The following is a 13,811-nucleotide window of genomic DNA, read 5'->3' as shown; positions in this document are numbered from 1 at the left end:
ATAATTCTTTTTGTCTATAATTTTAGGGAAGCAGCAAAAATGACTTGAGACGGCCTTGAATCGACCCTACCTTCAATGTCCGCAATATTATTGGAAATAAAATTGGCTTCGTTCTTGGAAAATCCACGTTCGTAGCGAACATCCAATCCTAATTTTCCAAGATTGACACCAGCTCCAATATTTAGGCCAACGGTGAAGTCATTTTCAACATCGTCAATATTGACGCCTTCCAAATCATTGCTCAAGGTATATTGAAAAGCCGGTCCAGCGAAAACATGTAAAGGTCCCACTAGTTTATATCCTAAAAGTACGGGCAGGTCCAATCTGGATACATCATAATCCCTAGATTCTCCAGAAACGTCATAATTACTCTGGGTTCTTGTATAAACAAGCTCTGGCCTAAGATAGATTTTTGGAAAATCCAGTTTTCCCCAAAATCCAAAATGATAGCCCGCTTTTCCTTCAGCTCCTTCAGTTATGTTTTGTCCAGCATCACCCACCGAACTAATAAGATCTCCGTTTTTGTTGTAACTAAGCCCTGCTTTAATACCGAAGCCAGTTCCGCTTTGTGCAAATGCAGCCGTACCCATAAGGCACACCGCTGCAATTAGAAGTGTTTTTTTCATAAGTATTTCTCGTTTTAATTGATGAAGATGTATCAAACTTGATACCGAAATTATTTTCTCTTCAATACTTTTAAAACGGCAGATTCAATGGCTTTATTGTTTAGACCATACTTATCCATAAGCTGATCTGGGGTTCCACTTTCCCCAAAAGTATCTTGTGTTGCCACAAACTCCTGAGGCGTAGGATAGTGGCTTGCCAATACTCTTGAAACACTTTCGCCAAGACCACCAAGAAAATTATGTTCTTCTGCGGTAACCACGCACCCCGTCTTCTTAACAGAATCTAAAATAGCTTTATCATCCAGTGGTTTGATGGTGTGAATATTGATTACTTCGGCGGATATTCCTTGGTTTTCTAAATTCTCGGCAGCAATTAAGGATTGCCAAACCAAATGTCCTGTAGCAATTATGGTTACATCTTTACCCTCATTGAGTAGTAATGCCTTTCCAATTTCGAATTTTTGGTCAACCGGAGTAAAGTTAGCCACTTTTGGCCTTCCAAAACGAAGATATACGGGACCGTGATGTTCTGCAATGGCCAATGTAGCAGCTTTGGTTTGGTTAAAATCACAAGGATTGATCACTGTCATGCCAGGAAGCATTTTCATTAGACCAATGTCCTCTAGTATTTGGTGGGTCGCACCATCTTCACCCAAGGTAATTCCCGCATGGGATGCGCATATCTTCACATTTTTATCGGAATAGGCAATGGACTGACGTATTTGGTCATAAACCCTACCTGTAGAGAAGTTTGCAAATGTTCCGGTAAAGGGTATTTTGCCTCCAATGGTCAAACCGGCGGCAATACCCATCATGTTTGCCTCGGCTATGCCAACTTGGAAGAAACGTTCTGGGTTTTCATCGATAAAGGTTTGAATTTTAAGAGAGCCCACAAGGTCGGCACACAGTGCTACAACGTTTGGATTGGTTCTTCCCAGTTCGGTCATTCCAGCTCCAAAGCCACTTCTAGTATCTTGTTTTCCTTGATCTGTATATTTTGTCATGTTTGTAGTCTTCAGAATTAATAATCACCTAAGGTTTCAGGGTTTTGTGCCAGTGCGGTCTCCAATTGTTCATCATTTGGGGCTTTTCCATGCCATGCATGGGTATGCATCATAAAATCGACTCCATTGCCCATCATTGTGGTCATTACAACACAAACGGGTTTTCCTTTACCAGTTCTGTTTTTTGCTTCGTTCAATCCTGCAATGACTTGTGCAAGGTCATTACCATTCTCAATTTCCAAGACATCCCAGCCAAAGACCCTAAATTTTTCAGCAACATCGCCCAATGGGAGTACATCTTTTGTAGCTCCGTCTATTTGTTGTCCGTTTAAATCTATGGTGGCAATAAGATTGTCCACGTTATTTCCTGCTGCATACATAATGGCTTCCCAGTTTTGCCCCTCTTGCAATTCTCCATCACCGTGCAAACTATAAACCAAATGATCATCACCATTCAGTTTTTTAGCTAGAGCAGCGCCAATGGCAACGGACATACCCTGCCCCAACGAACCAGATGCAACTCTAACCCCTGGTAACCCTTCATGCGTAGTAGGGTGTCCCTGTAATCGGGAATCTATCAATCTAAAGGTATTTAGTTCTTCAACCGGAAAATATCCTTTTCTTGCCAAGACACTATAGAATACTGGCGAAATATGACCATTGGAAAGAAAAAAGAGGTCTTCATCCTTTCCGTCCATATCAAAACCATCTTTTAGGTCCATAATTTCATGATACAGTGCAACAAAAAATTCGGTACAACCAAGAGATCCTCCAGGGTGTCCCGAATTTACTTTGTGCACCATTCTTAGAATATCTCTGCGTACTTGGATTACAATATCTTGTAGTTCTTGGGTATTTGCCATAGTGTGATTTTTAATAGTGTCAAAAGTAACCGCATTCGTTGGGCTAAACAAGTAGGAATAGATTAATTTATAAAACACTATCCCCAAACAAACTTTATTTTTTTGTTAAGGCTTGGTGGAAATGAGTTGGTTATATTTGCGGTTTTAAAAGGAAGTATTGAAGTTTAGTTTATTACAGAAAGATACACAGAGTAAGGCTAGGACAGGAGAGCTGGTAACTGACCATGGTAAAATACAAACACCGATATTCATGCCAGTGGGCACGGTAGCATCCGTAAAAGGGGTGCACCAACGAGAATTGAGAGAAGAGATTGACCCCGATATTATTTTAGGAAACACCTATCACCTGTATTTACGGCCTGGAACCAATATTTTGGAAAAGGTAGGTGGGCTTCACAAATTTATGGGTTGGGACAGAAATATTCTTACGGATAGTGGAGGATATCAAGTTTATTCTTTGTCCAGCAATAGAAAAATCAATGAGGAAGGAGTAAACTTTAAGTCTCATATTGATGGATCTAGTCATTTTTTTACTCCTGAGAATGTAATGGAAGTGCAGCGGACAATAGGCGCGGATATTATTATGGCCTTTGATGAATGCACACCGTATCCATGTGACTATGATTATGCTAAAAAATCGATGCATATGACCCATAGATGGCTGGATAGATGTATCTCCCATTTAGAAAAACTTCCATTTAAGTATGGCTATTCCCAGAGTTTTTTTCCAATTGTACAGGGTTCTACCTACAAGGACCTAAGAGCACAATCTGCAGAATATATTGCTTCGGTAGGTGCAGAAGGTAACGCCATTGGTGGTCTGTCCGTGGGGGAGCCCGCAGAAGAAATGTACGAGATGGCAGAAATTGTATGCGATATTCTGCCAGAAGATAAACCCAGATACTTGATGGGCGTAGGAACACCTATAAATATCCTTGAGAATATTGCCTTGGGAGTTGATATGTTCGATTGTGTAATGCCTACTCGAAATGCTAGAAACGGAATGTTGTTTACGGCCCATGGTACCATCAATATAAAAAACAAAAAATGGGAAGATGATTTTTCGCCCATAGACGAAATGGGAATCACTTTTGTGGATACCGAGTACTCCAAAGCCTACCTAAGGCATTTGTTCGCGGCCAATGAATATTTGGGCAAGCAAATTGCTACGATACATAACCTTGGTTTTTATCTCTGGTTGGTACGAACCGCAAGAGAACGTATTTTAGCTGGGGATTTTCTAGAATGGAAAACTAAAATGGTGCAACAAATGGACAAAAGACTATAATGCTTACCATACTCGATAGATATATTTTAAAACGCTATTTGGTAACCTTTTTAGGGATGTTGTTGCTATTTGTGCCAATTGGGATAATGGCCAATCTGGCCGAGAAAATTGGTAAGATCATTGATAATGAAGCTCCGTTGAGCGAGGTAATCGTGTTTTACAGCAATTTTACCTTGGTCATCGGTAATCTGCTTCTTCCTATCTTTTTATTTCTATCGATTATCTTTTTTACGTCTAAATTGGCGAGCAATACCGAAATAGTTGCCATACTGAGCTCTGGAGTTTCTTATGCCCGCTTTTTGCGTCCGTACCTTATTGGTGCTTCATTAGTGGCAATTCTCATTTTTATGATGGGTATGTTCATAGTTCCACATGCAAGTATTGGGTATAATGAATTTGAATATAAATATTTCAAAAAAGGGCGTCAAGATAGGGTGACCAGTAATATATTCAATCAGCTCAACGAAAACGATTATTTATATGTGAGCAGTTTTGACCCTGCAAGAAAAATAGGCTACAATTTCACCTACGAACATTTCGATTCCATTAAAAAATTGGACTATAAAATATCGGCATCCAATATTAGATGGATAGAAAAAGATAGTATCTACAGGTTGACCAATTACGCAAAACGAAAACTTAGGAACAATATTGAAATAGTAGAGACCAAAAGAAGGTTGGATACACTTTTCACATTTAAGATTGAGGACCTAACACCTGTATCCTATGTAGCAGAGACAAAAAATTTATTTGAGCTGAATGAATTTATAGAAGATCAGCAGCAAAAAGGAGCTTCCAATATCAATGCTTATATTTTGGTAAAATATAAGAGATGGGCATTGCCAATAGCGGCTTTTATACTTACAGTGATAGCGGTTGCGGTATCCTCTGTAAAGCGAAGGGGGGGAATGGGCTTAAATCTTGCGTTTGGAATAGGTGTTGCGTTTATCTATATTTTCTTCGATAAAGTTTTTGGGACCTTGGCGGAACAATCTGGTTTTTCCCCACTGTTGGCAGTACTTGTGCCTAACCTTATTTTCGGTGTCTTTGCAGTGTATATGCTGATGAAGGCCAAGCGTTGATGGGTTGAAGTTTTATTCTTCAATTAATTTAGGCAACCAATTAGGAGTGTTCTTTAAAGTTTTATATTTGTCCACATTATTTTCTGAAACCAACTTTCCATGGAATATTTAGATTTTGAACTACCTATTAAAGAACTCGAAGACCAACTGCAAAAATGTATGGTCATTGGAGAAGAAAGTGAAGTAGATGTTACCGAAACCTGCCAGCAAATTGAAAAAAAACTGGGGGAAACCCGTAAGGATATTTATAAAAACCTTAGTGCTTGGCAACGTGTCCAGTTGTCCAGACATCCTAACAGGCCATATACAATGGACTATATCAATGCCATATGCGGAGATACATTTTTAGAACTTCATGGTGATAGAAATGTAAAGGACGATAAGGCAATGATAGGTGGTTTGGGCAAGATTGGTGACCAAAGTTATATGTTCGTAGGTCAGCAAAAAGGATACAACACTAAAACCCGCCAATACCGTAATTTTGGTATGGCAAACCCAGAGGGATATAGAAAAGCATTACGTCTAATGAAATCTGCTGAGAAGTTTGGAATTCCCGTAGTATGCTTTATAGATACACCAGGAGCTTATCCAGGTATTGAGGCTGAGGAAAGAGGTCAAGGAGAAGCGATTGCCCGTAATATCCTCGAAATGACCCGTCTTAAAGTTCCAATTATTGTTGTAATCATAGGAGAAGGTGCTTCAGGTGGTGCATTGGGCATTGGAGTGGGAGATAAGGTGCTGATGTTGGAAAACACTTGGTATTCAGTAATTTCTCCCGAATCCTGTTCTTCTATTTTATGGCGGAGCTGGGAATATAAGGAACAAGCGGCAGAAGCCCTGAAGCTTACCGCAACAGATATGAAGAAACAAAAGTTGGTAGATGAAATTGTTCGAGAACCTTTAGGTGGAGCACATACCAATAGAGATAAAACCTTCGAGACGGTAAAAAATAAAATTTCGACCCATTTTGCTGAATTACAAAAGTTATCACCAAAAGAACTGGTTAAAACCCGAATGGAAAAATACGCCGAGATGGGTGTGTTTAATGACTAACAGCGGTTTTCTCGCATTAACCAATTTTTAGTATCTTATTTAAGTCAACAATTTTATGTTGTTAACATATTTTTTTAGTTATCAACAGTAATTTTGTTAAACACCTGTGGACATCACAACTCATTAATTTAAAGTTAAGTAAAGGTTAATTACCTACTTTCGTACCTATGGATAAACCTAACCCCATTGTTGGTCATAAAGTTGATAAGTCAACGCTAATTAATTTAGAGCGCGGTAAAATACCACCTCAAGCAGTTGATTTAGAGGAGGTTGTGCTTGGAGCTATGATGATTGACAAAAAAGGTGTGGATGAAGTAATAGATATCTTACATCCAGATGTTTTTTATAAAGACGCCCATCGATTTATTTACGAAGCCATCTTTAAATTGTTTGAATCATCTGAACCAGTGGATTTATTAACCGTTTCTTCACAGTTAAAGAAAGATTCCCGTTTAGAAGCAGCAGGAGGTGATTTTTATCTTATTAAACTTACCCAAAAAGTAGCTTCTTCCGCTCATATTGAGTTCCATGCCCGGATTATACTGCAAAAATATATTCAGCGAAGCCTTATAAAAATATCGAACGAAATCATTGAGGATTCGTATAGTGATGCTACAGATGTTTTTGATTTATTGGATACTGCTGAAGCAAAATTATACGAAGTAACACAAGGAAACCTTAAACGCTCTGCTGAGACCGCTCAGAATTTGGTGATTCAGGCTAAAAAGAAAATTGAAGAAATTTCCAATAAGGAAGGTCTTAGTGGAATCCCATCAGGTTTTGACAAATTGGATAAGCTAACGTCTGGCTGGCAACCCAGTGATTTGGTCATTGTTGCTGCGCGACCTGGTATGGGTAAAACAGCATTGACGCTTTCAATGGCACGTAATATTGCGGTCAATTCAGAGATTCCTGTAGCGTTCTTTTCTTTGGAAATGTCATCCGTACAATTGATAACCCGTTTAATTTCATCGGAAACAGGTCTATCATCAGAAAAATTACGTACTGGGCGGCTGGAAAAACATGAATGGGAACAACTGAACGTAAAGGTCAAGGCACTGGAAAAGGCGCCACTATTTATTGATGATACACCTTCACTTTCAATTTTTGACTTACGGGCCAAGGCAAGGCGATTGGCATCACAGCACAAAATAAAATTGATTGTTATTGATTATTTGCAATTGATGACGGCGGGAGGAAGTCAAAAAGGGGGAAATCGTGAGCAGGAGATTTCTACTATTTCCAGAAACCTAAAAGCATTGGCAAAAGAACTTAGTGTTCCCGTAATAGCACTTTCCCAATTATCGCGTGCGGTGGAGACGAGAGGTGGTAGCAAACGTCCTATACTTTCAGATTTAAGGGAATCTGGAGCTATTGAACAAGATGCAGATATTGTATCCTTTATTTATCGTCCAGAATACTACAAAATAGATGAGTGGGACGATGAAGAACGTACACCCACACAAGGTCAGGCAGAATTTATAGTGGCCAAACACCGTAATGGTGGATTGGATAATATTAGGTTAAAGTTTATTGGAGCTCTGGGTAAATTTGATAACTTGGATGACTTTGATTCCCCGTTCGAGTTTCAATCAAAGATGAACGCGGATGAAGAGAATCCCTTTGCAACACCGAATTTGCCGAGTACAGACGAAGCTTTTGGTAGTGCAATGAACGATGGAGATGACCCAGACGATAATGATGTGCCCTTTTAAACACACTTTTCTTAAATTACCAAAATTCTTCATGTTAAGCTTGCTTAATTTGAGATCAAGGAATTATCTATTTGTTTTATCATTTTTCTTTAGTGTAAATATTTTTGCTTCGGTCATTCTCATTCCAATGGATGCCGACGGACAAGAGAACCATTTAAAAGCATACGGTATTACCTATTGGGTACTCACCAAACAGCAAAAAGTACAGTGGCTATTAAACTACCGTGGAGGGTCTTTTTTGTTGCCAGATGGAGAAGCTATACGTAAAGAATGTCAAATTCGTGGTGTTTCCTTTGAAATACTATCTGATGGGCAAGCGGAAAAAATCTTGGATAAAATTAACAGTCCTTCACAAAATCAAGAAGCGGTTATTTTGGAAAAAGCTCCTAAAATCGCAGTATATTCTCCTAAGGGAAATCAGCCTTGGGATGATGCTGTCACCATGGTATTGACATACGCTGAGATTCCTTACGTCAATATTTACGATGAAGAAGTATTGGATAATAAATTGGTGTTGTATGATTGGCTACACCTACACCATGAAGATTTTACAGGTCAGTATGGTAAGTTTTATGGGGCCTACAGAGCAGCACCTTGGTATATAAAGAACAAATCGGAAGCAGAGGCATTAGCCCAAAAACTGGGATTTTCTAAGGTATCCGAAGCGAAACGTGCCGTAGCCTTAAAAATAAGAAATTATGTAGTAGGCGGTGGCTTTATGTTCGCCATGTGTTCCGCAACGGATAGTTTTGATATTGCTTTAGCGGCAGAAAATGTAGATATCTGTGAACCCATGTTCGATGGAGATGCTTCCGATGCAAATTACCAGTCAAAATTGAACTATGGCAATACGTTCGCGTTTACCAACTTTATATTGGAGCGTGACCCATCGCGCTACGAGTTCTCCTCTATAGATATGACAAACAAACGCAGAAACGTTCCCAAAGAATCCGATTATTTTTCCTTAATGGAGTTTTCGGCCAAATGGGACCCGGTGCCCACAATGCTTACCCAGAATCATACAGCTTTGGTAAAGGGTTTTATGGGACAGACTACATCGTTCACTCGTGACGAGGTAAAACCTACAGTAATGGTTTTAGGTGAAAACAAAATAAATAGTGAAGCTCGCTATATTCATGGAATTAAAGGAAAGGGCTTTTTTACATTTTATGGAGGTCACGACCCGGAAGATTACCAGCATAGGGTGGGTGACCCAAAAACAGAATTGGAACTGCACCCAACTTCTCCAGGATATCGACTTATCCTGAATAATGTGCTCTTTCCAGCGGCTCGTAAAAAGAAGCAAAAAACCTAGGTCAAAGGATTATTTTTTCTAAAACCCGCTCTACGCCAAATTCATTATTGCTTGTAGTCTCGAAATTAGCTACTTTTTTAACGTTAGGATGCGCATTGGCCATTGCAAAGCTATATTCCGCTACTTGAAGCATTTCTAAATCATTGTTATAGTCGCCAAAGACCAAGACTTCATCTGTAGCTAATCCATAAGTATCCAAAACGTGTTGGAGCGCATAGCCCTTATTGGCATTAATATGGTTAACATCTACCCAATTCAAACCTGAAACTTTGATTTTGACTTCGTGTTCCAGCGACATCATTTCTGGGTAAATAAACGCTTCTGCGCTTACGGGATGGTATATTGCAATTTTTAAAATCTCATCGGTTACTGAGCTATAGTCATCATGAATCTCATAACTTGAGTAGTATTCTTTAATCTGGTCCAAGAAAGAAACTGATTTTCCATCAAAATAGGATATGTACTTACCGCATAACATCGCATGTGCCCCTTCTATTTCATTTATTTTTGAAAGTAAGTTGTGTCTATGGGTTTTCACAAGTGGGGTCACGAGAAGTTCTTCTTCCTGTTGCTTGACCAAGGCACCATTTTCCGCAATAACGATTATATCATCTTTTATTGGTAAAAGTTTCTCGATGATGCTATGATATTGACGGCCACTGGCAGCCATAAATTTGATGTCTCTTTTTTTAAGTTTTTCGTGAATTTCAAAAAAGCGGTCGCTTACTTCGTGATTAGAATTTAATAAGGTGCCGTCCATGTCGGAGACTACCATTTTTATTTTTGATAAGTCCATTTTCTATTTTAGAAATGCAAAGGTAGGGGTTGAATAAGGAATGATGTAAAGATTATATTAATTTCACGGATTATGAAATGTTACCAATCAGAAATAAGACTTAAACCTTACCCAAGGGGCTTTCATTTAATCACAGATAGTATTATTGATGCTTTTCCTGAAATAGAAAAGATAACATCAGGAATATTGAATGTTTTTATAAAACATACCTCTGCAGGATTAACAATCAATGAAAACGCAGACCCTACTGTCCGAGTTGACTTTGAGAGCCATTTTAATAAAATGGTGCCCGAAGATGCTCCTTACTATGTACATACCTATGAAGGACCTGATGATATGCCTGCGCATATCAAAGCTTCTCTCTTGGGAAACGCTGTTCAGGTTCCCATTACGAATGGAAGATTGAACTTAGGGATTTGGCAGGGAATCTACTTGTGTGAACACAGAGATAGGGCAAATTGCAGAAGCTTGGTATTGACAGCTTTTGGAAATTGAAATATCAAAAAATCCCGCTCATTCGAGCGGGACTTTTTAAAAGCGGGATATATATTATAACTATTTTACGTTTTCTACTATTGCTTTAAAAGCATCAGGATGGTTCATGGCCAAATCTGCAAGAACTTTTCTGTTAAGTTCTATACCATTGGACTTTACCTTTCCCATAAATTGAGAGTAGGACATTCCATGCATTCTTGCACCTGCATTGATACGGGTTATCCAAAGTGCACGGAAATTACGTTTTTTGTTTCTTCTATCACGATAGGCATAAAGCATAGCTTTTTCTACCGCATTTTTGGCTACTGTCCAAACGTTTTTACGTCTTCCAAAGTAACCTTTGGCTTGCTTCATCACTTTTTTTCTACGAGCTCTAGAAGCAACTGAATTTACTGATCTTGGCATAATGTTTCATTTTTTTGTAGTAGGCGATTCGTTTTGAATACTTTTAAAAGCCTAACTCCATGGTTAATATTTAATGTACCGTTTTGAACAATTATTTTAAACGTAACTGTTCCTTAATACTGTTGACATCTGATTCATGAACTAAAGTAGAATGTGTCAACTTAAGCTTGCGCTTTTTAGACTTTTTGGTCAAAATATGACTCTTAAAAGCGTGCTTTCTTTTGATTTTACCCGTACCCGTAAGCTTAAAACGCTTTTTGGCACTGGACTTTGTTTTCATCTTAGGCATTTTCTCCTCTTTATATATTAAACCGAAACAATTTCGGTATCCCGCTTAAATTGTTTACTTCTTCGTTTTTGGAGCGATGAACATGGTCATACGCTTACCTTCTAATTTTGGCATCTGTTCAACTTTTCCAAGTTCCTCTAGTTCCTGTGCCAATTTCAATAATAATATTTCACCTTGATCCTTGTAGACAATGGAACGACCTTTAAAAAAAACATATGCTTTGAGCTTTGCACCATCTTTCAAAAATTTTTCGGCATGTCGCTTTTTAAATTCATAATCATGGTCGTCCGTCTGCGGACCAAATCGTATTTCTTTAACGATTACCTTTGTGGCTTTGGCTTTCATTGCCTTGTCCCGTTTCTTTTGCTCGTAAAGAAACTTTTTGTAATCTATAACTTTACAGACCGGTGGATTCGCTTTTGGCGAAATTTCCACTAAGTCCAATTCCAGTTCGTTGGCCTTGGCCAGCGCTTTGGAAATTGGGTACACTCCAACTTCTACATTATCTCCAACAAGCCTAACTTCTGGAGCTGTAATACTTTCATTGATATTATGAGGGTTTTTGTTTTCCCTTCTGGGTTGGGGCCTAAATCTTCTTCGTATTGCTATGACGTATACTTTTTAATTAAACTAAATTTTGTTAAAACGACTTTAAGGTACTATTTATTTCAGTAGCTACCAAGTCGGAAAATGCACTAATATTTAAACTTCCCATATCGTCTCCTCCATGTCTTCTAACCGATATGGTTTGAGATGCTTCTTCTTGCTCTCCAACGATGAGCATAAATGGGATTTTCTTTAGCTCGGCCTCACGGATTTTCTTCCCTACTGTCTCGTTCCTGTTATCAATGAGCGCGCGAATTTCGTGATTTTCTAAAGAACTTAAAACTTTTTCTGCATATTTTTCATGTTTCTCACTCACCGGCAATAGTATAGCTTGAGTTGGAATGAGCCATAATGGGAAGTTTCCTCCAGTATGCTCTAGCAATAATGCCACAAAACGCTCCAAACTTCCAAAAGGTGCACGGTGAATCATGACGGGTCTGTGCAGTTCATTATCACTACCCTTATAGGTGAGGTCGAAACGTTCCGGCAAATTGTAATCTACTTGAATGGTGCCAAGCTGCCAATTTCTGCCTAGGGCATCTTTGACCATAAAATCTAGCTTTGGACCGTAAAAAGCGGCTTCCCCACTTTCGACTATATAAGTTAGTCCTTTTTCATCTGCTGCATTAATAATTGCTTGCTCTGCCTTTTCCCAATTATCAGGTTCTCCTATATATTTTTCTGGCTTGCCTAGGTCACGAACCGAAACTTGGGCCGTAAAATTTTCAAACCCAAGAGAACCCAATACATATAAAGAAAGATCTATTACTTTTTTGAACTCATCATTTAATTGGTCTGGAGTACAGAATATATGTGCATCATCTTGGGTAAAACCTCTCACCCTTGTAAGACCATGTAGTTCACCGCTCTGCTCATATCGATACACGGTACCAAACTCTGCATATCGTTTTGGGAGATCCTTGTAGCTGAAAGGACTGCTATTATATATTTCGCAATGATGCGGACAGTTCATTGGTTTCAAGAGAAATTCCTCATCCTCTTTTGGAGTATGGATAGGTTGAAAACTATCTTCCCCATATTTGGCATAGTGTCCAGACGTTACATAAAGTTCCTTTTGTCCAATATGAGGAGTGACTACCATTTCATAGCCTGCCTTCTTTTGGGCTTTTTTCAGAAATTGTTCAAGTCGCTCCCTTAGAGCAGCACCATTTGGTAACCACAAAGGCAATCCCTGACCTACCTTTTTAGAAAAAGTGAAGAGTTCTAACTCTTTTCCTAATTTTCTATGATCTCTCTTTTTTGCCTCTTCTAAGAGTTCAAGGTATTTTGTAAGCTCCTTTTGCTTTGGAAAAGAAATACCATAAACCCTGGTGAGTTGTTTGTTATTTTCATCACCTCTCCAATATGCACCGGCAACACTTAATACTTTGATAGCTTTTATTATACCTGTGTTGGGAATATGACCACCGCGACATAAATCTGTAAAAGAACTGTGGTCGCAAAAAGTTATGGTGCCATCCTCCAGATTTTCAATCAACTCTACCTTATATTCATTATTTTGCTCTTTGTAATAGGACAAGGCCTCTGCTTTGGAAACACTTCGCATTTTGTAATCGTGTTTACCTCTTGCTATTTCTAAAGCTTTTTTCTCTATAGCGGGAAAATCTTTTTCGGAAATTGATTGCTCACCAAAATCTACATCATAATAGAATCCATTTTCAATAGCCGGACCTATAGTTAATTTTGCTCTTGGATACAATTCTTCAAGCGCTTGAGCAAGAACATGTGAGGTAGAATGCCAAAAAGCCTTCTTTCCTTCCTCATTGTTCCAAGTATACAAAGTAAGGTTTCCGTCTTGGGTAAGAGGAGTTGTCGTTTCAACAATAGTATCATTGAACTTTGCAGAAATAACGTTTCTGGCCAATCCTTCGCTAATATCTTTTGCAACCTCCATCGAGGTAGTGCCTTCAGAAAATTTCTTTACTGCCCCGTCTGGCAAGGTAATTTCAATCATTTGTTCTCCGTTATTTTGGATAGTCTGCAAAGATACTATCTTGAGTTGATGCCTACAACAGATAAATGCTTTCAAGCATATTGGTCTTTTAATCAATAACTTGTCTTTAAAATAGTGAAATGGTATATCGCTAAATCATGTTTTTTGTTTTTAAATAATTGATTTTTAGGTAATTAAAATTTTTTTGATTTTTTTTTCAAATTTGTTTGGTAGGATCATTTAAACCTTTCTATATTTGCACCCGCTTAGCTGATAAGGCAGGCGTTTGAGAGAGGGATTGTATAGTTCTTATGCGGGGT

The 13,811-nt window shown here is 38.6% G+C and carries 14 protein-coding genes; 6 read left to right on the top strand and 8 right to left on the bottom strand.

The window, feature by feature from the left end; genetic code table 11:
* Nucleotides 1-14 precede the first annotated feature (14 nt).
* The 3 genes from KIM67_RS09110 to KIM67_RS09100 are packed head-to-tail and all read right to left on the bottom strand — an operon-like array spanning nucleotide 15 to nucleotide 2,493.
* Nucleotides 15-626 (bottom strand): outer membrane beta-barrel protein, encoded by a 612-nt coding sequence (locus KIM67_RS09110; RefSeq protein WP_163419753.1) that lies wholly within the window; start codon nucleotides 624-626, stop codon nucleotides 15-17.
* Nucleotides 627-676: 50 nt separating this feature from the next.
* The gene (locus KIM67_RS09105) at nucleotides 677-1,630 is read right to left on the bottom strand and encodes a transketolase family protein (RefSeq protein WP_163419754.1); all 954 of its coding nucleotides are present in this window, start codon (nucleotides 1,628-1,630) and stop codon (nucleotides 677-679) included.
* 17 nt (nucleotides 1,631-1,647) lie between these two features.
* Nucleotides 1,648-2,493 (bottom strand): transketolase, encoded by an 846-nt coding sequence (locus KIM67_RS09100; RefSeq protein WP_213831026.1) that lies wholly within the window; start codon nucleotides 2,491-2,493, stop codon nucleotides 1,648-1,650.
* Nucleotides 2,494-2,650: 157 nt separating this feature from the next.
* Between KIM67_RS09100 and tgt the strand changes: the two genes are divergently transcribed.
* The 5 genes from tgt (at nucleotide 2,651) to KIM67_RS09075 (ending at nucleotide 8,946) form a co-directional block, all read left to right on the top strand.
* Nucleotides 2,651-3,781 carry a tRNA guanosine(34) transglycosylase Tgt gene (gene tgt / locus KIM67_RS09095; protein ID WP_213831025.1) on the top strand — a complete coding sequence of 377 codons (1,131 nt, stop codon included), beginning with the start codon at nucleotides 2,651-2,653 and terminating at the stop codon, nucleotides 3,779-3,781.
* Complete coding sequence (locus KIM67_RS09090; RefSeq protein WP_213831024.1) at nucleotides 3,781-4,863, top strand: LptF/LptG family permease; 1,083 nt, start codon at nucleotides 3,781-3,783, stop codon at nucleotides 4,861-4,863. Before tgt ends, KIM67_RS09090 begins: the two co-directional genes overlap by 1 nt.
* A gap of 99 nt (nucleotides 4,864-4,962) precedes the next feature.
* Nucleotides 4,963-5,916 (top strand): acetyl-CoA carboxylase carboxyltransferase subunit alpha, encoded by a 954-nt coding sequence (locus KIM67_RS09085; protein ID WP_213831023.1) that lies wholly within the window; start codon nucleotides 4,963-4,965, stop codon nucleotides 5,914-5,916.
* A gap of 167 nt (nucleotides 5,917-6,083) precedes the next feature.
* Complete coding sequence (dnaB, locus tag KIM67_RS09080; RefSeq protein ID WP_213831022.1) at nucleotides 6,084-7,631, top strand: replicative DNA helicase; 1,548 nt, start codon at nucleotides 6,084-6,086, stop codon at nucleotides 7,629-7,631.
* A 31-nt stretch (nucleotides 7,632-7,662) separates the two neighbouring features.
* Entirely contained in the window at nucleotides 7,663-8,946 is a 1,284-nt protein-coding gene (locus KIM67_RS09075) for an asparagine synthetase B (protein ID WP_213831021.1), read from the top strand.
* A 1-nt stretch (nucleotide 8,947) separates the two neighbouring features.
* Here the strand turns inward: KIM67_RS09075 and KIM67_RS09070 are convergent, their stop codons facing one another.
* Nucleotides 8,948-9,742, bottom strand: a complete 795-nt coding sequence (locus KIM67_RS09070) for an HAD family hydrolase (protein ID WP_213831020.1) — start codon at nucleotides 9,740-9,742, stop codon at nucleotides 8,948-8,950.
* Between the two features lie 72 nt (nucleotides 9,743-9,814).
* On the opposite strand from KIM67_RS09070, the gene KIM67_RS09065 reads away from it, so the two are divergent.
* Entirely contained in the window at nucleotides 9,815-10,237 is a 423-nt protein-coding gene (locus KIM67_RS09065; RefSeq protein ID WP_213831019.1) for a secondary thiamine-phosphate synthase enzyme YjbQ, read from the top strand.
* Between the two features lie 60 nt (nucleotides 10,238-10,297).
* Here the strand turns inward: KIM67_RS09065 and rplT are convergent, their stop codons facing one another.
* The 4 genes from rplT to thrS form a co-directional block, all read right to left on the bottom strand.
* Nucleotides 10,298-10,642, bottom strand: coding sequence for a 50S ribosomal protein L20 (rplT, locus tag KIM67_RS09060; RefSeq protein WP_163419764.1), 345 nt, complete (start codon nucleotides 10,640-10,642; stop codon nucleotides 10,298-10,300).
* Between the two features lie 91 nt (nucleotides 10,643-10,733).
* Nucleotides 10,734-10,931: a 50S ribosomal protein L35 gene (rpmI, locus tag KIM67_RS09055; protein WP_046744547.1), complete on the bottom strand. Its 198-nt coding sequence runs from the start codon at nucleotides 10,929-10,931 to the stop codon at nucleotides 10,734-10,736.
* A gap of 54 nt (nucleotides 10,932-10,985) precedes the next feature.
* A complete protein-coding gene (infC, locus tag KIM67_RS09050; RefSeq protein ID WP_213831155.1) occupies nucleotides 10,986-11,534 on the bottom strand; it encodes a translation initiation factor IF-3 in 549 nt (182 codons plus the stop codon).
* A 37-nt stretch (nucleotides 11,535-11,571) separates the two neighbouring features.
* A complete protein-coding gene (gene thrS, locus KIM67_RS09045; protein WP_213831018.1) occupies nucleotides 11,572-13,512 on the bottom strand; it encodes a threonine--tRNA ligase in 1,941 nt (646 codons plus the stop codon).
* Nucleotides 13,513-13,811 lie beyond the last annotated feature (299 nt).

This window comes from Flagellimonas sp. 389, assembly GCF_018449435.1.
Classification (GTDB): Bacteria; Bacteroidota; Bacteroidia; order Flavobacteriales; family Flavobacteriaceae; genus Flagellimonas.
The sequence above is the reverse complement of the archived record's forward strand: the minus strand, read 5'-3'. Positions and strand labels throughout refer to the sequence as shown.